General features: G+C 43.4%; 16 protein-coding genes and 1 pseudogene. 13 read left to right on the top strand and 4 right to left on the bottom strand.

Features of this window, described 5'->3' with window-relative positions:
• Positions 1-148: 148 nt before the first annotated feature.
• A complete protein-coding gene (locus ABIL39_09680; protein ID MEO0166392.1) occupies positions 149-2,266 on the bottom strand; it encodes a methyltransferase in 2,118 nt (705 codons plus the stop codon).
• Between the two features lie 114 nt (positions 2,267-2,380).
• Between ABIL39_09680 and ABIL39_09675 the strand changes: the two genes are divergently transcribed.
• From ABIL39_09675 to ABIL39_09635, 9 genes are all read left to right on the top strand, one after another.
• Positions 2,381-2,644: a hypothetical protein gene (locus tag ABIL39_09675; protein MEO0166391.1), complete on the top strand. Its 264-nt coding sequence runs from the start codon at positions 2,381-2,383 to the stop codon at positions 2,642-2,644.
• Positions 2,641-3,423 carry an ATP-dependent sacrificial sulfur transferase LarE gene (gene larE / locus ABIL39_09670; protein MEO0166390.1) on the top strand — a complete coding sequence of 261 codons (783 nt, stop codon included), beginning with the start codon at positions 2,641-2,643 and terminating at the stop codon, positions 3,421-3,423. Before ABIL39_09675 ends, larE begins: the two co-directional genes overlap by 4 nt.
• Positions 3,420-4,508: a chromate efflux transporter gene (chrA, locus tag ABIL39_09665; protein ID MEO0166389.1), complete on the top strand. Its 1,089-nt coding sequence runs from the start codon at positions 3,420-3,422 to the stop codon at positions 4,506-4,508. Before larE ends, chrA begins: the two co-directional genes overlap by 4 nt.
• A gap of 71 nt (positions 4,509-4,579) precedes the next feature.
• Complete coding sequence (locus ABIL39_09660; GenBank protein ID MEO0166388.1) at positions 4,580-5,161, top strand: biotin transporter BioY; 582 nt, start codon at positions 4,580-4,582, stop codon at positions 5,159-5,161.
• A 65-nt stretch (positions 5,162-5,226) separates the two neighbouring features.
• Positions 5,227-6,636 (top strand): AmmeMemoRadiSam system protein B, encoded by a 1,410-nt coding sequence (gene amrB, locus ABIL39_09655; protein ID MEO0166387.1) that lies wholly within the window; start codon positions 5,227-5,229, stop codon positions 6,634-6,636.
• A 7-nt stretch (positions 6,637-6,643) separates the two neighbouring features.
• The gene (gene larB, locus ABIL39_09650; GenBank protein MEO0166386.1) at positions 6,644-7,324 is read left to right on the top strand and encodes a nickel pincer cofactor biosynthesis protein LarB; all 681 of its coding nucleotides are present in this window, start codon (positions 6,644-6,646) and stop codon (positions 7,322-7,324) included.
• Positions 7,321-7,980, top strand: coding sequence for a cell division ATP-binding protein FtsE (gene ftsE / locus ABIL39_09645; GenBank protein ID MEO0166385.1), 660 nt, complete (start codon positions 7,321-7,323; stop codon positions 7,978-7,980). Before larB ends, ftsE begins: the two co-directional genes overlap by 4 nt.
• Before the next feature lie 9 nt (positions 7,981-7,989).
• On the top strand, positions 7,990-8,838 hold the full coding sequence (locus ABIL39_09640) for a permease-like cell division protein FtsX (GenBank protein ID MEO0166384.1): 849 nt from the start codon (positions 7,990-7,992) through the stop codon (positions 8,836-8,838).
• Positions 8,835-9,947, top strand: coding sequence for a peptidoglycan DD-metalloendopeptidase family protein (locus tag ABIL39_09635; protein MEO0166383.1), 1,113 nt, complete (start codon positions 8,835-8,837; stop codon positions 9,945-9,947). Before ABIL39_09640 ends, ABIL39_09635 begins: the two co-directional genes overlap by 4 nt.
• A gap of 9 nt (positions 9,948-9,956) precedes the next feature.
• On the opposite strand, the gene ABIL39_09630 is transcribed toward ABIL39_09635, so the two are convergent.
• Complete coding sequence (locus tag ABIL39_09630; protein MEO0166382.1) at positions 9,957-10,736, bottom strand: tRNA (adenine-N1)-methyltransferase; 780 nt, start codon at positions 10,734-10,736, stop codon at positions 9,957-9,959.
• 659 nt (positions 10,737-11,395) lie between these two features.
• Here ABIL39_09630 and ABIL39_09625 point away from each other — a divergent pair.
• Together ABIL39_09625 and ABIL39_09620 are read left to right on the top strand one after the other, a co-directional pair.
• Positions 11,396-13,825: a fused MFS/spermidine synthase gene (locus ABIL39_09625; protein MEO0166381.1), complete on the top strand. Its 2,430-nt coding sequence runs from the start codon at positions 11,396-11,398 to the stop codon at positions 13,823-13,825.
• A gap of 69 nt (positions 13,826-13,894) precedes the next feature.
• Positions 13,895-14,242, top strand: a complete 348-nt coding sequence (locus ABIL39_09620) for a VOC family protein (GenBank protein MEO0166380.1) — start codon at positions 13,895-13,897, stop codon at positions 14,240-14,242.
• A gap of 8 nt (positions 14,243-14,250) precedes the next feature.
• On the opposite strand, the gene ABIL39_09615 is transcribed toward ABIL39_09620, so the two are convergent.
• Together ABIL39_09615 and polX are read right to left on the bottom strand one after the other, a co-directional pair.
• Entirely contained in the window at positions 14,251-15,843 is a 1,593-nt protein-coding gene (locus ABIL39_09615; protein ID MEO0166379.1) for a S8 family peptidase, read from the bottom strand.
• Positions 15,840-17,573 (bottom strand): DNA polymerase/3'-5' exonuclease PolX, encoded by a 1,734-nt coding sequence (gene polX, locus ABIL39_09610; protein MEO0166378.1) that lies wholly within the window; start codon positions 17,571-17,573, stop codon positions 15,840-15,842. Before polX ends, ABIL39_09615 begins: the two co-directional genes overlap by 4 nt.
• A gap of 466 nt (positions 17,574-18,039) precedes the next feature.
• Between polX and selD the strand changes: the two are divergent.
• Positions 18,040-19,002: pseudogene (selD, locus tag ABIL39_09605) on the top strand (selenide, water dikinase SelD).
• Positions 19,003-19,490: 488 nt separating this feature from the next.
• Positions 19,491-20,126 (top strand): hypothetical protein (locus ABIL39_09600; protein ID MEO0166377.1); only part of this gene is annotated, 636 nt, incomplete at its 3' end.

Here is a 20,126-nt window from a genome sequence, read left to right as displayed (position 1 = left end):
TTGGTCTTATATGACCGTATAGCAGTCTGGTTTAACCGTTAGGTATGATTCGGACCAGGAAATTATAATCTGAAGAAAGGGGGATGTAAAGTAAGAATTTAATTATTGACAAACCTTTTATAGCAGCGGAGAGGACTCAGATCGATTTTTACTGCACCGTTGCCAGACCAATGCCCATGATGATATGCATAAGGATAAATATCAGATTCGTCAGCGGGATGCCGAGGATGGGGATAAAGATAGTGGTCATAAGAAGCGCACCCAAACTGGCACCAAATAGGTCAATGCCATACAAAAGCCCCACCGGTTTTGTCCCCCAGATCTCTAAGGCGAGGGGAAAATGGATACCACCGAGAACCCCGCCGCTAAAGATTAAAATAACAATTAGATAATTGGGGATGAAAATTTTGACAAAGACCAACCCGAAGATGAGAGAAAAATAACCTCCCATAGCAAACTGAAGATAGGTCAAAAATCTCTTTTTTTGCGGAAGGTTATCGAGAATTTTGGCAGGACCGGTTACATAGAACAATGTTCCCATCGCTAATCCGAGCATAAAGGCACCGATCATGAGACCCACCCAGTGGTAAAGATATCCATGTAGAGATTGAAAGATTATCAGTAGGACGATTTCGGATGCGATGTTTCCCGCACCGGTGATGAACACCGAAAGGGGGATAAGGGTCTTTCGGCGCAGAAAGAAAAAAATTGGGATCAAGAGTAAAAAATAAAAACCAGTTGGGATATAAAAAGATTTGACAAGGAACCTTTTAAGCCACTCCGAAGCGATGTTACTCCATAACAGGGTATTGAAGTAGTAACAGACTGGCTTCAGGTCGGTGTTAAAATAAGCGGGTGCCTGGTCAACGCTATTATTCACATACTCAATCCTCTCTAAGGTGAGGGTATAATCAAAGAAATCGGGATTTACATATTGGAGCGATAGATTACGATGGATAAAGTTTTCTTTTAAAACTTCTTTGATCTCTTTCGTAAATCTCTGCTCCCGGGCAATATAGTTTGCCTTGGCCACGGGAAGAATAAGGACATGATTAAACACGCTCTGAAGCGTTCTTTTAATGGTGCCGAGCAACTGGCGATAATCGGGACTCAGGATGTCGGGTGGACAGCTGAGGCGGATGGAAAATATCCCATTGGGCTTGAGTATGCGGCGAGCTTCTTGAAAAAACTCCTGGGTGTAGTACCTGTTTAACTGGATATTGACCGGGTCCGGAAGATTTATGATGATGCAGTCAAAATGTGCCCGGGACTTTTTCATAAAAAATCTTCCATCGGTATTGACCAGTTCTAAACGGGGGTCAGAGTGTTCGAGTTTTCTCAGATACTCAAAGGCAAGTTTGATTAACTGGGGGTCGAGTTCCACATAAACAAGTTTTTGCACGGTGGAATGTTTCAGGACTTCTTCAATCGCTCCACCCAAACCGCCCCCCACCAGTAATACTTCTTGGGGGTTTTCATGGAGCAGAAGGGAATAATGGACGGCCTCTTCTGCAGAAAATTTATCTGGATAGGCAAAATCAAAAACACCATTGGAATAAAAATTTATTTGGGATGCGGATTCAGTTACTACAATATTGCCATAGCGGGATTCATAAACACCGAGGAGATGCATCCCGATCAACTGGAAGCTCTTGAAATGATGTTCTATTTTTTTTACCATGGGTAGAAGACAGAGTGGTAAAAGAGAAAGGATTAATAAAACCCTCTTTTTGCTACAGAGAAAAGACCCCATAAAGAGAAGGGCGAGAAGGAGCAGGATGATACCGGAAGGGGGGATTATTGAGACCAAAACAAAGGTAAGAATGACTCCACCGAGAAAAGAACCCAGACTTTCAAAAAGATAAACCTTTGAGGGCTTAAGGAGCGCAGAAGCGGCAGGAAATAAGGCACCAAAAATGAGCCCGATGGGAAAGAGGCTGAGGACTGAAATGATTATTATCCGGTCAAAGGAGATGAGTTCGCCAAAAGAAAGGGCGAAAATTTTCGGAGTATAGCGGATAAAGAAAAAGGCGAATGTGAGTGCGCCGGCCGAGGATAAAAGAAGATAGGGATAATCATTCTTCCCCTGGGCTTGTCTCCTCAATTTTGAATAAGCCAGACTACCTATGCCCGTAGATAATAGCCATAAAAAAAGTATCATCCCTGAGAGCAACTCGTTGCCCGAAAAGAATGCGAGCAATTCCCGGATGAAGAGGGACTGGCTGATTACCGCAACAACTCCAGAAAGGAAGACCGCAATGACCATCAGAAGAAGTATAATCAAAACTTAATACTTATCAATACTTGCCCTTCTTTGGAACTTGAAGGTTCTCTTGACGCATAAATTTTTTTGCATAAAATAGAAACCACAGGAGGCATGATGAAAAAAATTTACATCTTCGGACGCCGGGAGTGTCCGGTATGCAAAGATACATTCGAAAAATTTAATTATTTTAAAGAGAAAAAGGGGTTTACTGCTTCGATCCAGTATTTCGATATGGACACCGTGGAAGGAATGGCTGAAGGTGCATACTATGAGGTGGCGGACATACCCACGGTTATTATCATCGAAGATGGCCAGGAGATTGTCCGCTGGTCCAAAAGACCTCCGGTGAGCGAAGAATTTTTGCCTTATCTGAGTTGAGAATAGAGCTGGAAAGATTAAAAAAAATCTTAAAAAGATATCCAGGAGCGATAATCGCCTTTTCCGGTGGGGTTGATTCTACACTCCTTTTGAAGATCGCTCGGCTCGTCTTGAAAGACAAAGTCATTGCGGTAACCGCGAAATCGCCTCTCTATCCTGAAAGTGAAATAAAAAATGCTTGTAGTATTGCCCGGCGCTTGCAGGTGTGTCATATCATTATTGAGACTGATGAATTAAAAAATCCGGAATTTATTAAAAACTCCCAAAGCCGTTGTTTTCATTGTAAGATGGAGTTATTTAAGAGATTGAAAGAAATCGGTGCCAAGTATGGTTACGTCGTATTAGAAGGGAGTAACTACTCAGATTTAAAAGACTTTCGCCCGGGTTTAGTCGCAGCAAGAAGACTGGGTGTCTTATCTCCATTGATTGAAGCAAGGATAAAAAAAGAAAAGATCAGAGAGATTGCCAAAAGACTTAGACTACCTAATTGGAATAAGCCTTCTATGGCGTGTCTGGCATCCAGGATCCCCTATGGTCAAAAGATAGATAAAAAAATCCTGCAGCGGATAGAGGAGGCTGAAAAATTTCTCATGCGAATGCATTTTCGCCAGTGCCGGGTGCGTGACCATTTTCCGATCGCCAGGATTGAGATACCGGCTTCGGATTTTGGAAAAATGTTAAGGAATTGTAAGAAGGTGGTCAAATTTTTTAAGAAGTTGGGCTACAAGTATATCACATTGGACCTTGAGGGATACCGGACTGGAAGCATGAACTTATGAACTCATTAAAAGCAATTGCTCGGACCTTCTTCAAAATTGGATTGTTTGGCTTCGGGGGTGGTCCAGGGATGCTGGCGATGGTCAGAAATGAGTGTGTGAAAAAGAAAGGACTTATTACCGATGATGAACTCACGACCGCGGTCGCAATCGGCCAGATGTTACCTGGTCCTTTTGTCCCCAATTACTGCGAGTATATTGGCTACTGCCTTGCAGGATTGCGCGGTGCGGTTGTTGCCGGAATTGCCCTTTTATTCCCTTCCTTTCTTATCATGCTCATCCTTTCTTATCTCTATTTCACCTTTCACACCTTGCCAGCAGTAGCACAAATTTTTAAAGGGATTGGTGCGGTGATGACAGGGATCATCCTCTGGGCAGGCTTTGATATGGGAAAGGTGGTGCTCATCAGGACGAATCGGATAATCGTCTTTGTTTTTTCATTGGTTCTATTTTTAATCAAATTTGATCCGGTCCTCGCGGTTTTATCTGCTGGTTTTTTGAATTTGCTTCTTGAACGGATGAGAGTTTTCAAAATCATATCGGTGGTACCTTTAATCACCTTTGATTTAAAAAAAGCAATGGAATTGTTCGGAATCTTTGCGAAAATTGGCAGTGTGATATTTGGTGGAGGTTATGCAGCGATCCCGTTTATTCAGAAAGAAGTATCGGTATATCGCAATTGGCTTAGTCCAAAAGAATTCCTTGATGGCTTTGCCCTCGGACAGATCACCCCAGGACCAGTAGCGATCACTGCCACATTTGTTGGCTTCAAGGTGATGGGGTTGATCGGTGCCCTCATTGCGACAATCGGGATATTTCTGCCATCTTTTTTAATGCTCATACTGTTAGTAAAGGTCTATAAAAAGGTCGAAGGGAATCTTTATGTTCAATCATTTTTGGACGGAATAAAATCAGCAGTGGTTGCAATTTTAATATCAACCGGAATTTTTTTTATCCCTGCCAACTGGGTTAATCTCTCCTATGGGATTTTGGGTACAGCAACCTTTCTTTTGCTTCTTTTTGTGAAAAAGATTGACCCGGTGTTATTCATTATCGCGGGCATCTTGCTGGGGATCTTCATTGGATAATAGTTTTCGGTCGTTAGCCTTGACTTTTCAGATAAATTAACTAAAATATGAGAGATACTAAGGAGGTTTAAATGAATATCACTCAGAGGCTTGAATTATTTTATGCAGAAAGAGTTCGTTATTTTAAGTTGTTAAGAACGATATCCTGGACCAAAAAGATTGGTCTTTCGTTATTGTTTGCACTGATAACGGGCATATTTGCTCAGATCCGAATACCCTTGGGTTTTACACCCGTACCTGTAACCGGTCAGGTCTTTGCTGTATTGATGAGCGGGGTTTTGTTAGGCGGTTTTTATGGCGGAATGAGCATGGTATTTTACCTCCTCCTGGGAGGACTTGGTGTTCCTTGGTTTGCCGGTCTGCGGAGTGGTTTGATGCCGGGTCCAACCCTTGGTTATCTCTTCGGTTTTATTCCTGCAGCAGTCTTCGTCGGTATCTTTATTCACAGATTCCGCAACCTGCTCGCTCAATTATTGATAATGCTTGGCGGTATAGCGATCATCTATTTTCTCGGTGCGGTGAATTTCGCCTGGTATTTGAGGGTAGAATTTCCTACGACCCTTAAACTTGCTGTCTTGCCTTTCATACCTTTTGACATTGCCAAGGCAATCATTGCCGGTTTTGTATCCAGAGCCCTGATTCCAGATAGATGAATGTAAAACTCGGATCACGATTTAAAAATTATTTTTTTAAGATTTTTTTAACAGGAGTATTGGTCATGATCCAAAATTGCAGTGCTGCTGAATACCGGGAATCCATCCATGCAGGTTCATGGTACCCGGGAAAGGAAAAGGACCTGCGCGATGTGATAAAGACCTATCTAAAAAACGCCAAGGTTAGGATTACCGGTGATATCTATGGATTGGTTGCGCCCCATGCTGGATACATGTATTCTGGACCCTTTGCGGCTTTTGGTTATAAACTTCTGGAGAATAAAGAGTTCGACGCAGTGATTGTGATCGGTCCCAGCCACTACCATGGATTTGGCGGAGTTTCGGTAGACAAAATGGCAGGACGGGTGACCCCTCTTGGAAAGGTGGAATTTGATCAAAGACTCATTGAGGAGCTCATTAAACAGAATCCCCGGTTGATAAAGTATGAGCCCGATGCCCATACGCAAGAGCATTCTGTAGAAATCCAGATTCCTTTTCTCCAGATGGTTCTGAAGAGTTTCAAACTTGTAGAAATCGTCATGGGTTCCCAGGATTACAAAACCTGTGAGGAACTCGCCTCTGCACTGATCAATGCTACAAAAAATAAGAAGGTCCTATTTGTTGCGAGCTCGGATCTTTCCCATTATCATGATCAAAAGAATGCGGAAAGACTTGACCAGTTGGTGATCGAAGCCGTAGAAAAATTTGATCCCGAACTTCTGGCAAAACGCCTTGCTGCGGATAGTTGTGAGGCCTGTGGTGGTGGTCCTATCGTCACGGTGATGCTTGCAGCAAAAAAGATGGGTGCAGACAAATCTAAGGTGTTAATCTATGGCACGAGTGGCAATATAACCGGTGATTATCACCAGGTCGTGGGTTATCTCGCAGCTGCATTCTTTAAAGGCGAGGAGCAAAGTCATAACCAAGTCGGAGTCGACCTCGGTTTTACCGAAGAAGAGAAGAAACTCCTTAAAGAGATTGCCCGTAAGACGATAGAGGCGGCGGTAAAAGGAGAAAGGCTACCCGAGTTCAAAGATTTACCAGAACGATTGAAGCAACCTTATGGTGTATTTGTGACGATTAACAAACATGGGAATTTAAGGGGCTGTATCGGACATATCATTGCTGATGAGCCTTTATACAAAGTGTGCCAAGAGATGGCAAAGGCTGCAGCCCTCCAGGATCCTCGCTTCCATCCGGTCACCGAAGCGGAGTTACCGGATTTAGAGATCGAGATTTCGGTCCTCACCCCTTTGGAACGGGTTAAAGACTTCAAGGAGATTGTCATTGGTCGGGACGGGCTTCTAATCCGCCGCGGTTATCACAGTGGTCTCCTCCTTCCTCAGGTTGCCACCGATTATAACTGGACAGTAGAGGAATTTCTGGAGCAGACCTGTTTGAAAGCGGGTTTGCCCGAAGATGCGTATAAATTAAAAGACACCGAGATTTATAAATTCTCCGCCCAGATCTTTTGAAAAAGGAGTGTTTAAGATAAAAAAGCAGACTAGCGAAACATTTCGTGACCTCGGATTTGCGAAACTTGATCTCCATCGGGAAAGACGGAAGGGATTTCCCGAGGTGGTCTTCTGTCAGGGTAAGAGTGCGGAGCAGATTTTGAGATGTGCCGAGGAGATTCTGAAAGCAAATAAAAAGGTTCTTTTAACCAGGGTGGAAGAGTCTACCGCCCAACTGCTAAAAGAACGATTCAAAAACGGCAATTACTTTCCTAAGGCAAGGTTATTTTATGTGGGTAAAAGGAAACCAGGGTCCGGGCTGGTCTGTGTGATCTCGGCAGGCACCGGTGATCTGCCGATAGCCGAAGAGGCTGCGATCACCGCAGAAATCATGGGCAGCCGGGTGGAACGGATTTACGATGTCGGGGTTGCTGGATTGCATAGGCTATTGAGTTATAGAAAATTATTAAAAAAAGCCCGGGTCATCGTCGTCGTCGCAGGAATGGATGGAGTTTTGCCTTCGGTCGTTGCTGGTCTATTTGTCGCGCCGGTCATTGGGGTCCCTACGAGTATCGGATATGGGGCTAATTTCCAGGGTTTGGCACCTCTTTTGACGATGCTCAACTGTTGTGCTCCAGGAGTGGGGGTGGTTAATATTGATAATGGTTTCGGCGCTGGTTATCTCGCCCATCTGATAAATTCCCTATGATTATCTTTGATAAAGTGACAAAGGTTTTTCAAAAAAACTGGATTGCCCTCGATGATATATCCTTTGAAATCCAAAAAGGTGAGTTTGTCTTCCTCACCGGTCCTACAGGCGCGGGTAAGAGCACCATTTTGAAACTGATTTACAAAGAAGAAGAACCCACCAAAGGAACGATCAAAGTCCTTGATTATAATCTCCGATTTCTAAGGCGGAATAAATTACCCGAATTACGGCGGAAGATCGGGGTGATCTTTCAGGATTTTAAGCTCTTACCTGACCGTACAGTAGAAGAGAATGTCGCCTTTGCCCTGGAAGTGACCGATATCCCGCCCCGGGACCTGAAGAAAAAGGTTTTTGATATCCTCACCTATGTAAAACTGAGCCATAAGAAATTCAATTATCCTTACCAGCTCTCGGGCGGCGAACAGCAAAAGATTGCGATTGCCCGGGCACTGGTCCGAGAACCCTATATCCTTCTTGCCGATGAACCTACCGGCAATCTCGATTTGAAAAGTTCTCAGGAAGTTCTGGAGATTCTGATGGATATCAACTACAAAGGAACCACCGTGGTCATGGCAACCCATAATCAACTCTTGGTGCGCAAGGCGAAGAGACGCATCATCCACTTAGAAAATGGTAAGATCATTTCGGATAAATAGCAGATAGCAATGGGTTTACGAATTGGTATCAGAGAAGGATTTCGGACCATCAGCCGGAGTCGTTCGTTATTCATCCTTTCTCTCCTGGTTGCGGCGATATCCTTCTATTTGCTCTCCATATTTGGTCTGCTTACGGTCAATCTTTACAAATTGGCACTTTATCTTGATGAAAAGATAGAGATAATTGCCTTTCTGGAAGAGCGTGCCGATGTATCCTGGCTGAAAAACAGCATCAAAAAAATCAACGGGGTTCAGGATGTAGTATATATATCGGCAGATGCCGCATTAAAACAGCTTCAGGAGGAGGTTGCTGAAACTAAAGAGATCATCCGGGTCTTTGAAGAAAATCCATTGCCTGCTTCAATAAGGATTAAAATTGAACCCGCTTTCCGGAATTCCCGGGGCTTGGAGGAGATAAATAAAAAAGTTCTACTTTTAAAGGGTGTCAAGGAGACAATATACGGCGGCGAACTTGTTGAGCAACTCAAAAGGGTTACAGGTATCATGCTCTTTTTTGACCTGGGATTACTGGTCATCATCACCCTTTCAGTGATATTCGTCATCTTCCAGACGATCAAACTCACCATCTTCGCCCATGCTACGGAGATAGAGATAATGAAACTCGTCGGTGCCACCGATACCTTTATCACCATCCCCTTTGTGTTTCAGGGATTGGTCCAGGGTGTTCTTGGCGGTGCGATTGCTTATTTATTGCTGTTGATAACGGTAAGAATTGCCTCAGCCTTTTTTGCCATACCCTTTTTCCCAAAATCGCTATTCTTCTTGGGCAGTGTAATTTTGGGGATGATATTTGGCATCATCGGTTCCAGCATTGCCCTGCGAAGGTTTTTGAGATGAAGTTTTTGTTAATCGCCTTTTGTATTTTTGCCCAGCTGAGTGAAAAGCAGAAAGAACTCGATGAACTGAAAAAGAGATTGACGGTCGTGAGACAGGAGATCAAACAGTTGGAAAAAGAAAAAGCCGGAGCCCTGAGCAGGATTGAAAAGATTGATGAAGCGATAAACCTTTCCAATGAATATCTTGAAAAATTATCCGCTCAGGAATATGAAGAGAGAACGAGGGTGGCAGAATTAAATCGGGAGATAGCCCGGCTCGAAGCCAAGATGAAATTCCAGAAAGAAGAACTGCGGGCAAGATTGATCCGGCTTTATAAGTGGACACCATTTTATCGACTTGAAGTGCTGTTTTCTTCAAAATCGATTGCGGAGATTCTTTCCACTTCTTATTATCTCCAGATTCTGGCTAAGAACGACCAAAAATTGTTCTTTGAGTGTAAAAACGATTGGACAAAGTATCTCGCGGACAAGAAGATGCGCGAAGACTTGATCGCCCTATTAGAAACCCGGCGGCAGGAGAAGGCACAGGAGATTGAAAGGCTCAATGCTGAGCGGCTGGAGAAGCGGAAGATTCTCGATGAAATTGCCCGGCAGGAAAGTGAAAAAAAGAAGATAGAGAAAGAATTGAAGAGCGCACAACGCAAACTCGAAGAGTTGATAATATCGCTGCGCAAACAGAAAGAAAAAGAAGAAAAGCGTGCCCAGAGTTATCTGGAAATGAATAAAGGCAAGCTTCCCTGGCCCTGTAAGGGTTCGGTAGGAACGAAATTTGGTAAGGTTGTCCATCCCAAGTATAATACCACCACCAAGAATAATGGGATTGATATCTTGAGCAATTATGGGGAGAATGTCTATGCCGTGGCTCAGGGCAGGGTTGTTTATGCAGGGAAATTCATCGGCTATGGTAATTTGGTCGTCATCGACCACCTGGATGGGTTTTATTCTCTTTATGGTCATCTTGCCGAGATTCTTGTAAAAGTCGGTGAAGAAATCCCGGCGGGTAGGATAATCGGTCGGGTGGGCGAAAGTGGTTCGCTCTCCGGACCCATGCTCCACTTTGAATTGCGAAAAGAGGGAAAGCCAGTAGATCCACTCCTCTATCTGGAGTAATCGTGCTTCTTATCCTTTGCTCTTGGTGGCACTGATAAGATAGGCGGTATGGGTGATACCCCTTTCTTTGGGTCGTACACCCCGCTCCCTAACCAGAATTTCCCGTTGAATGATCTCCGCGACCTTGATACGGACAAAGTGGAATGCATGCAAGGTTTCCACTGTCTTTTTAACCTGTTCCACATTGGGACACCAGGCAACAAGATGGTGGCCACTCTTCAATGCTTCCGCCGCCTTGGGAACGATCGCCCAGGGCTCGGGAACATCAATGAATATTGCATCTACATCTTTTTGAAGAAAACCATCAAGTGCTACATCGCGCAGAAAGTATTCAATCCGGCTTTTATTTTTAATTCTTTCCAGATTTTTCTGGGCGTTTTGGAGAAATTCTTCATTCCGTTCATAACTGTAGACGATACCATCAGGGGCTACCACCTTTGATAAAAATAGGGTCAGGGCACCGCTGCCGGTTCCAACTTCAATCACCTTTGAATTCGGACCGATTGCAGTTTCAAAAAATAAATACCCCAGATCCTTGGGATACACAATCGTCGTGCGGCGTTTTATTTTCAACATCAGATCGCCGGTCGTGGGTTTGAGACAATAGAAATTTCTGCCCAGATGGGTCTTGCCTACATAACCAAATTCTTGATCAATGATTTCGTCAATTTTTATATCTCCAAAGTCGGTGGATAACTTCAATCCAGGAGTGGCAGAAATAAGAAATTGCCTTTTTTCATCAAGATAGATATAGACTAAGTCACCATTTTTAATGATATTCCCATCCATTGATTGAGTATATTGAAAAAGTAAAATCGGTCAATAGTATTCTGAGGAGTTTCAGGAGATGGGATCCATCTGAAAGAATATTCTAAGTTAAATCATTCGGTAACCGCCGGCTTTAGCCGAAATCCGGTAACCGCAGGCTTTAGCCTGCGTTTAAAAAATAAAAATGACCCAACCTGAAGATTGCAGCTACTACATTATCAATCTTTGCAGAGCAGGTATGGACTACCAACTAACCTTTGATTTTTGATATTCTCTTTATGCACAAGTGACCTGTAGTATAATAAGTTTTGATCGTGATTTTACACTCATCCGGGAAATTGGACCGGAGCCTTATTATACCCTTTGTCGGATTAGGAGATATCCTATCACAGTAAAATGGCTTTGTATTTCTGTACCTCTTTACCTGCGGACTACTCCCAACTTCTGCTGTGTCAATCTCAAAACCTGATAATAACTTTAACTTTCTAACCTTTTTCAAAAATTGATAGAAGACCATTTTTAAAACTAAAACACCTCCAAAAATCTAAACTTTGCAGATGCGCTTAAGGATGATTTCTCTTTTTATTAAGTAAAGAGAGAAGGTCGAATAAATGTAGAATGTAGAGATTTGACCCCGCATTCGCCCTTGACTTTATCAGGCTATCAAATATACTCCTGCAATGCCTGTTTTGTTGTTCATCGCTTTTCTCTCCGGATTCACAATGTTAATATATGAGCTCATCTGGGCGAGATTATTAGTGCTCACTTTTGGTACCACTGCATTTGCAAACACCTTAGTCATTGCTACTTTCATGCTCGGCTTGGGTTGGGGAGGAATTTATTTCGGCAGGCTTGCTGATCGTTTCCGGAATCCGGTTAAACTATTCGCCTATTTGCAGATGGGGATCGGTTTTGGGGGATTCCTTTTACTCTTCATCTTACCGGCACTCCCTGGTTTTTTCAGCAAACTGGTGCGTATTTTCTCCGGGGCTGATTTTGGTTTTCATTTCCTCAGGTGGCTTGTATCCTTTCTCATTTTATTGGTACCGGCTTCTCTAATGGGTGGTACATTTCCGGTGATGAGCAAAATTTATCTACAGCAAGGATTTGAAATTAAAAAGGGTATCGGCATGGTATATGGTATCCATACTTTAGGTGGTGTCCTCGGTGCCTTGCTTACTGGATTTCTCTTCATAAGAAATTTAGGTATGATTGCTACGCAACTTCTGGCGATATTAATCAACTTGATCATAAGCCTGTCGCTATTTCGGATCCAACCAGCGAGGGCAGTAGAAGATTTAAAACCAAAATCTTTCACCTCAAAGCCAAATTTGATGGAAGGTTTCAGCAGATTCCTTCCCATGGTGGCATTCTTAACCGGCTTTGCCAGTCTGGCTTGTGAAATCTTTTGGTTGCGCGCACTTTTGATTTTTTTGACCAACTCAACTTATACCTTTGCTATCATCCTTGGAGTTTTTTTAACCGGCATTTTTTTGGGCAGTTTGATTTTTGCAAGACTTTCCTGTAAATATCGACTTGATACACTCCTGGCATCGGTGCAAATTTTTATGGGATTGTGGATCATCGGTGGTGCACTCTTTATGAATCAACTTCCCCGGTTATTATTCTTATTGGAGGGGATTCTTGAGATACCCTTTTTACGAATTTTCCTTCCGGCTCTCTTCCTCGCCCTGGTGGTGATGGTGGTCCCTACCGTGCTCATGGGAATAAATTTTCCGCTGCTCTGTTCGTTATCGGCTTCTGGATCGACTGCACTCGGCAGCGGGGTCGGTAAAATTTATTTTTTTAATACCATCGGTAGTGCCCTCGGCGCTGTTTTTACCGGAGTTTTTTTGATTGCATGGGTAGGGGTGCTCAAAGGACTCATTCTGATTGCCGCGCTCAACCTTGGTTTGGGATTGTTGTTTTCCATTCTTTCCCGAGCACCCGTTTGGAATTTCTTCTTGGTAGGAGCAGCGATTCTGCTGATGTTTTATTCACTACCACAAAGATACATTCTGCCTCCTTCGCTTTTACATACTCCAGGACGTCAGGACCGGGTTTTGTATTACAAAGAGACTCGCGAAGGCACGATAGTGGTGAGCGAAGATCAGCGGAGTGGAGTTCGTTCCTGTTATGTGAATAACAACGCCGTGATCGGAACCACCTATGATGCTCTAAAAGTGGTGAAGTTGCTGGGGACCCTTCCGATTGTTTTCAATCCCGAGGCAAAGGAAGCTTTGGTTATCGGCTTTGGCGTGGGCATAACAACTGCGACCCTTGCCCAGTACGAACTTGAAAAGATTGATTGTGTTGAATTGTGCCCGGATCTATTTGAGGCCGCCCGATATTTTACCAATCATAATAAATATGTTTTTAAAAATCCAAAGGTAAATTTTATTTCTGGGGACGGTCGAAATTTTTTACTCCAGAGCAATAAGAAATACGATATCATCTCCTGTGATCCAACCCATCCCATATTGGGAAGTAACAATTTATACACCCGCGAATATTTTCTATTATGCAAAGACCATTTAACTGAAAAAGGTGTAGTATGTCAGTATTTGCCCCTTCACAAATTGAGCCCGAATGAGTTTCGCATTCTCATCAGAACCTTTGCGAGTGTCTTCCCATATACTACTATCTGGCTTGGTTATTCACATGGGATTATGGTAGGAACCCAGGCTGGGATACGCCTCCGTTTTGAAAGATTAAAAATTGTAAAGGACGAGATGCTTAAAGACCCCTATCTTTTGGCGGTTGCCTGTTTACTCATCCCAGAAGATCTCCCAAATATAACGCAGAATTCACCGCTTAATACCGACAATAATCCGCTTTTGGAGTTTTTCACCCCGGGCAGCTTAAAAAGGGAGAATTGGGAATCGAATATAAAGCAGTTGTTTGCCCGGCGTGCGGATTTAGCCGAGATATTTGAAGGGATTGACGATTTGGAGAGATTGAACCGTTACCTTCTGGGTCAGCGTTATCTCATCGAAGGGCTCATTTATCAGAACCAGAGGAACTATTCGGCGATGCACGCTGCCTTCCAGAAGGTGCTCGAAGTTAATCCGGAAAATCAAGAGGTACGACTATTCTTGCGGGCGAAATGATTTTTACAATATGGTAGGCGGAAATTCCATTAACTATTGATTTTTATGCGCCGATGGATATAATTGGCAATGGCGGGCATTATCTTCTTCAAGACCCAGAACTTACCAAAAATAAAAGAGTTTTATGTTACCCGGATTGGCATGGAGGTCTGGTTAGAACAGGCTGACTGTGCAATTCTCAAACATGGTAATTTGCTACTCGGTTTTTGTCAGCGTGAGACTACCGAGACCCAGGGTATAATCACATTTGTTTATGAGAATACCGATCAGGTCTATAATATGTATAAAAAATTCCGTCTCGAGGCATTATCCGAGCCTGAGGTGAACGAAAAATACCGTATCTATCATTTCTTTATCAAAGACCCAGAAGGCAGGCTGGTAGAGTTTCAGAACTTTCTGGAGCCAGTAAGTATTTGAGAAGTGAATTATCTTATCAAGATGATCTTATGCACCAGCCGAGTGGTTTTTGATTTAACTTCAAGAAAATAGATTCCATTTTTTATCGTTGCGGGTAAGGGAATGATGTCAGCGTTTTTTTCTATTTTTAAAGCACACACCTTTTTTCCGGCAATATCGTATAACACCGCCGATAGAAGATCACCACCTGGAGAGAGTTTAATGAAACCCGGGCTGGGGTTTGGGGTGATTGAGATATGCATTTTTAACCCTTCCGATTTATTTTCTTTCTTTCCCGTTACTGCCCGGAGTGTCCGCCAGAGATTCAGCCTTCCCCAACCATAGGTATTATTCGGGTAGCCTCCATAGTAGATTGAATCCGCATTATCAAGAAATAGATTATACAATTCGGTCACCGTTAAATTTGGATTTGCCTGACATAATATTGCCACACCGCCCGCAACATGGGGGTTGGATAGGGAAGTTCCGCTCATCGTCTGATAACCACTACTACCTGTGCAAGACCTGATATTCACGCCTGGTGCTACAATCTCTGGTTTGGTAAGGTTCCAGTCCCTCCGATACCAGAAAGTTGTATCATTCCAGGGAGGAGTATCCGGTGCAGGACCGCGGGATGAGAATGAGGCAATATAGTCAAGGGAATCAACTGCCCCGCAACCCAAGACCAGCGGGTAATTACCTGGTGCCAGACTTGTGCCCGAGCCAGGTCCGGTAGAACCGATGTTCCATATCCCGAGGATGCCGATTGATTTCCAGGTGCGGCACATATTCCAGAAGTGAAGATCGTATATGTTCCCCGATGTCCAGGAGTTAGAGACAGCCCGGATATCAACACCGGAGTCAACTTTCAAGTCTGCCATCCATTGCATGCCGTCATCTATCCAGGTATATTGCCCGACACCCTGTGCATTGAATACCTTGGCTACGACCAGTTTGGCGCCCGGAGCGACACCGATATCATTGGTAAATGGTCCTGGACCATCACCGCCACAGATAATGCCCGCCATGAATATGCCATGCCCATTGTCATCATAGGGCTGGGTCTGTCCGTTTACACAGTCCTTCCAGTAGCCACTCCATTTACCAGCAAGCGCCGGATGGGTAAAATTACATCCACTATCAAGGAGACCCAGTAAGACATCACTCCCCGTATATCCTGCCAACCAGCAGGAATCTGCCTTGACCCTTCTTATATTCCACTCAGGGGTCCGGAAGTCTTCATTTATCACTGACCCAGGGAGTATAATCACTCCATCATGGAGGAGATATTTGATCTCATCCCATTCCCGGAGTTTACTAATCAACCTTTTTGTCGCAGTGATATGGAGTCCATTGAATATCCAGAATGATTTTAATTCCTTCACATCCTCGGAGCAGGATGAAAGATACTCAATCAATCTCTTTTGGCTTTTAGCTGCAGTCTCTTTTAAGATGCGGATTTTATCTTTGACGGGAAGATTTTCAATCGCCTCATAGGGATATTCGGTCTTTAGCGCGCAGATCACGGTGAGCATTTCTTTATCCCCGGCATGGGATAATTGATATTCCAATTCCGGGGTGATATAAGCCGAATAAAGGATGAAGATTATAGTTCCGATCATAATTCCATCTCTCTAAAATTTTTTCTTTTTATCTTTCTCAGCCTCAAAAGTCTTTCTAATGGATAGGTATTGATAACATCATCTTTTTCCAGCCATCCCCGCCGGCAGGTGGCAACCCCGAATTTCATCCAGGACAATTCCTCAACCCCATGGGCATCAGTCCCGATGCTCACTTTTACGCCTAATTCCTTACACCGTTTCAGGTTCACATCATTCAAATCCAGCCGATCCGGATAGGCATTACACTCTAAGAATGTATTTGTTTCAGCAGCCTTTTTTATCACCTTTTCAATATCCACCGTATACCCTTCACGCTTGGAGATAAGGCGCCCTGTTGGATGGCCTATGATATCTACATAGGGATTTTCCATTGCTGCACAGATTCTTTCGGTGACATTCTTGGTGAATCCTTGATGTATCGAGGCAACGACCATGTCCAGTTCTTTTAAGATCTTATCCGGATAATCCAGTTTGCCATCAGGCAAGATATCAACCTCAATTCCTTTAAGGATTCTAAAATTCTTAAATCTTTTATTCAATTCATCGATCTCTTCCCATTGTTTGTATAACCGATCAATCTCTAAGCCATGGGCATATTTCGCCGAACGCGAATGGTCGGTGATGAGGATATATTCATAACCCATCCGCTGGGCAGCGATAGCGAGTTGTTCAATCGTCGCCGAAGAATCTGAGTAATTAGAATGCATCTGGAGATCCCCTTTGATATCAGAAAGTTCCACAAGTTTCGGCAACTGGTTTTTCAATGCTTGTTCTACCTCTCCGCGGTCTTCGCGCAATTCTGGCGGAATCCATTGTAACCCCAGTTTTTTGTAAACCTCCACTTCGTCTTCGCCGGCTATGATTTTCTCGCCTTCGAATAATCCATATTCATTCAATTTCCATTTTTTACTCACCGCAATGCCCCGGAGTTTGACATTGTGGGCTTTGGAACCGGTGAAGTATTGCAGGGCAGCACCGTAGGATTTTTTGTCGACGATTCGTATGTCCACCTGGATGCCGCCTTGAACGAGAATGGAACTTTTCGTCTCACCTGCGGCAATTATTTCTTCCGCCTCCGGATATTTTGTAAATACTTCCACGATCTTTTTATGGTCTTTGCCCGTGACCAAAATATCGATATCTCCGATCGTCTCCTTCCAGCGCCGGAGCGAGCCAGCAGGTGAGATCTGTAAAATCGGGGCATTCTTTTTTAGATAATCCACTACACTTGATGCAACCGATTCAGCCAGGGCGATGGAGAGCCGCTCGTGACTACGCTCGTATAACTCAATCCCTTTTTTGATATTCTCTACTTTTTTCTCGCCCATCTGGGGAAGTTTTGCCAGACTGCCATCAGCGATGACCCTTTTTAAATCCTCCAGATTCTTTACCCCGAGGTTTTTGTGGGCTAAAGCAAGGGTCTTGGGTCCAAGGTTTTGAATATTGAGCAATTCTAAAAGGGATGGTGGTATGCCCCGGGTGGCTTCAATATATTTCTGCATCTTTCCGGTTTTAATGTATTCTTCAATTTTTTCCGCCATTCCCTGGCCGATGCCTGGGAGGGATTTTAATCTCCCGGACCTCAACAATTCCTCAATATCCTCGGTCAGTTCTTCGAGCACCCTTGCGGCTTTGCGGTATGCTACAACCCGGAAGACATTTTCTCCTTTATACTCTAAGGCATCAGCAATCTGGTTGAAAATCTGGGCGATCTCTTTGTTTTTTTTCATTAATAAATTATAATTACCCGGTATGTTTTGTCAATATATATTTTAACCCGATCTTCTCCATATCTTTTATTTTTTATGTATGAAGGAACGACAAAACTCATGGGCAAGATTTGTAAGGGTAATCAATGATTTAGCGTTTGGATTTTTGTAGGGCAAGGCTTTAGCCTTGCATAAATAAAAAATGCCAACCTGAAGTCGTCGGGTGGTAACCAATAAAATGGTAGGCGCAGGCTTTAGCCTGCGGATAATTTTTTAAATCCCATGGTATTTCGCACCCTGAAGGGTGCGGCTACCTCTAATAATTTAGCGCATAAAAATAATTTGACAAAAAGTAGAGAGGACTCAGGCACGCAGTGCCTTGACTTTAGATACCAGTTGTATATAATCTTCAACAAAGGGGGTGATGACGATGCCGAAAGGACTTCTGTCCTTCATCAAGTGCGCGGGTTGAGCAAGTAAGCTTTCTAAAGCGCAGTTGGCGAAGGCACTTTCCCATCTGCCGGCGATCGTGGATGCTAATCTCCTGGTAGGACTGAATACTGCGGATGATGCTGGTGTTTACAAAATCAGTGATGAACTGGCGCTCGTTTATACCGTGGATATAATGGCACCGGTTGTGGAGAATCCTTATCTCTTCGGTATGATCGCGGCAACCAATTGTATCTCTGATGTCTATGCGATGGGTGGTGAACCCAAACTCGCGCTCAATGTTGTTGGTTTTCCAGCTAATAGTGATCCGGAAATACTTGGTGAGATATTGCGGGGCGGTCAGACAAAGGCACAAGAAGCCGGTGTCACCATATGTGGAGGCCATACATTTAATCACGAAGGGATAATGTATGGACTTTCGGTCATCGGTTATATCCATCCCCAGAAGATAGTGACCAATGCCCGTGCCCGACCCGGAGATGTGATAATCCTCACCAAACCGATCGGTGTCGGCACGATCATCCAGGCGTTATTGCTGGATAAGGCTGCAGGTCTTGATACGAAACTTGTTTATGAAGGAATGACTACTCTCAATAAACATGCCTCCAGGGTGATGCAGGAGGTCGGTGTGGATGCTGCGACCGACATCACCGGTTACGGATTAGTGGGGCACTTAGTGGAGATGGCAGAGGCAAGCAATGTGGGTATTGAACTGTGGGCTGATAAAATACCGGTTTATCCTGGAGCAATCGAGGTCGTTAGAAGCGGGATAATTGAGCCGGGTATTACAATGAATATGAAGTCCTTCGCAGATCGGGTTGAGAAAGGAGCGATTGGTTCGGAAATCGGGCAGCTGGTTTTTGGTTCGGAGACCTCGGGTGGATTGGCCATCGTTCTTCCTGAAGCAAAGGTGAATATATTCATGGAAAAATATCAACGCTCGGCCCGGGTCATCGGGCGGATAACGGAAGAACATCCCGGTCGTCTGAGAATACTTTAAAGCCTTCCTTCGTCTTTCATTCCAATCCTTGAGCTTCTCAAAATGCGGTTCAACCAGAATTTTCTTTTTTCAAAAACCGAGGCATTAAAACATTTTTTTCCGGGATATCATTAAAAAGCCAATCCTGCTTGCTGGTAATAAAGGCTTTGCGATAACGCTCGGCTGTTTTCAAGTATTTGGGTAAGATATTCTATTTTGATTAAACAGCCCCTCTTCGGTAAGATTATTTTTTTGTTCAAATCTTACTAAATGATTATCATCATACATAACTTTTTAGGGGAAGTACTCTTAGAATAATTAAATGGATTATCCATCGGTGTATCCTCCTTTCAGGATTTGGTAATCCGAATAATTAATTTTCATAAAGGAGGATACACCGCTTTTTATTTTCAAGAGGAATTTACACATAATTCTGGACACCACCGGGAACTTATGCTTGACGGATGGAATATTCTTATTATAATCTTTTGTTAAGACCTGGAGGTTTTATGGATGGGTTAAAAATTTGGGTTTGTATAATAACTTTGATAAACTTAATTTTTGCCGAAGAAATAAAATCGGATTCATCGTTGAATCTGTTAAATTCATTAAAAAGACAAAAATTATTTTATACTACAAGTGAAAACTGGATACCGCCGAGTTTGCCGAGTGAGTCGGAATGCATAGGAATGGGTTGTTGTTTATTTCCTATTGCTGGTTATTTGATAGGTAAAGAAGCGTTTAAAAAAGAAGCCCCACAAGAATCTTTACAGCCAACCATAAAGCCAAAATTTAGTATCGGAATAAATTACAGTCCCGGAATAGCACTAACTGGTGGGGCACTAGTAGGTCCTCAAATCGAAGGCTTCGGTATTCCACCGCCCGAAAATGTTCTTGCACTGTTTTATTTGAATAATAGCATAGAAATTGCTGCTCAATATCATTTTGATAGCCATTGGGCATTAGGAATTGGTGGTGGATATATGTGGACACATTTAAAAGAAAGAAGCTCGCCTTTAAGTTGTTATCCTTCTCCGCCATCTTGGGGACTACCTAAACAAGAGGATTGGGCAATTTGGACTATTTATGGCACAGCTAAGTTTCAAAAATTAAAATCTGATAGAAATGGTTTAACATGCCTTGGA

It is taken from the genome of candidate division WOR-3 bacterium (assembly GCA_039802205.1).
Taxonomy (GTDB): domain Bacteria; phylum Hydrothermota; class Tepidihabitantia; order SM23-42; family JAOAFX01; genus JAOAFX01.
Note: the sequence above shows the minus strand (reverse complement) of the source record. Positions and strands in the feature narration are given on the sequence as shown.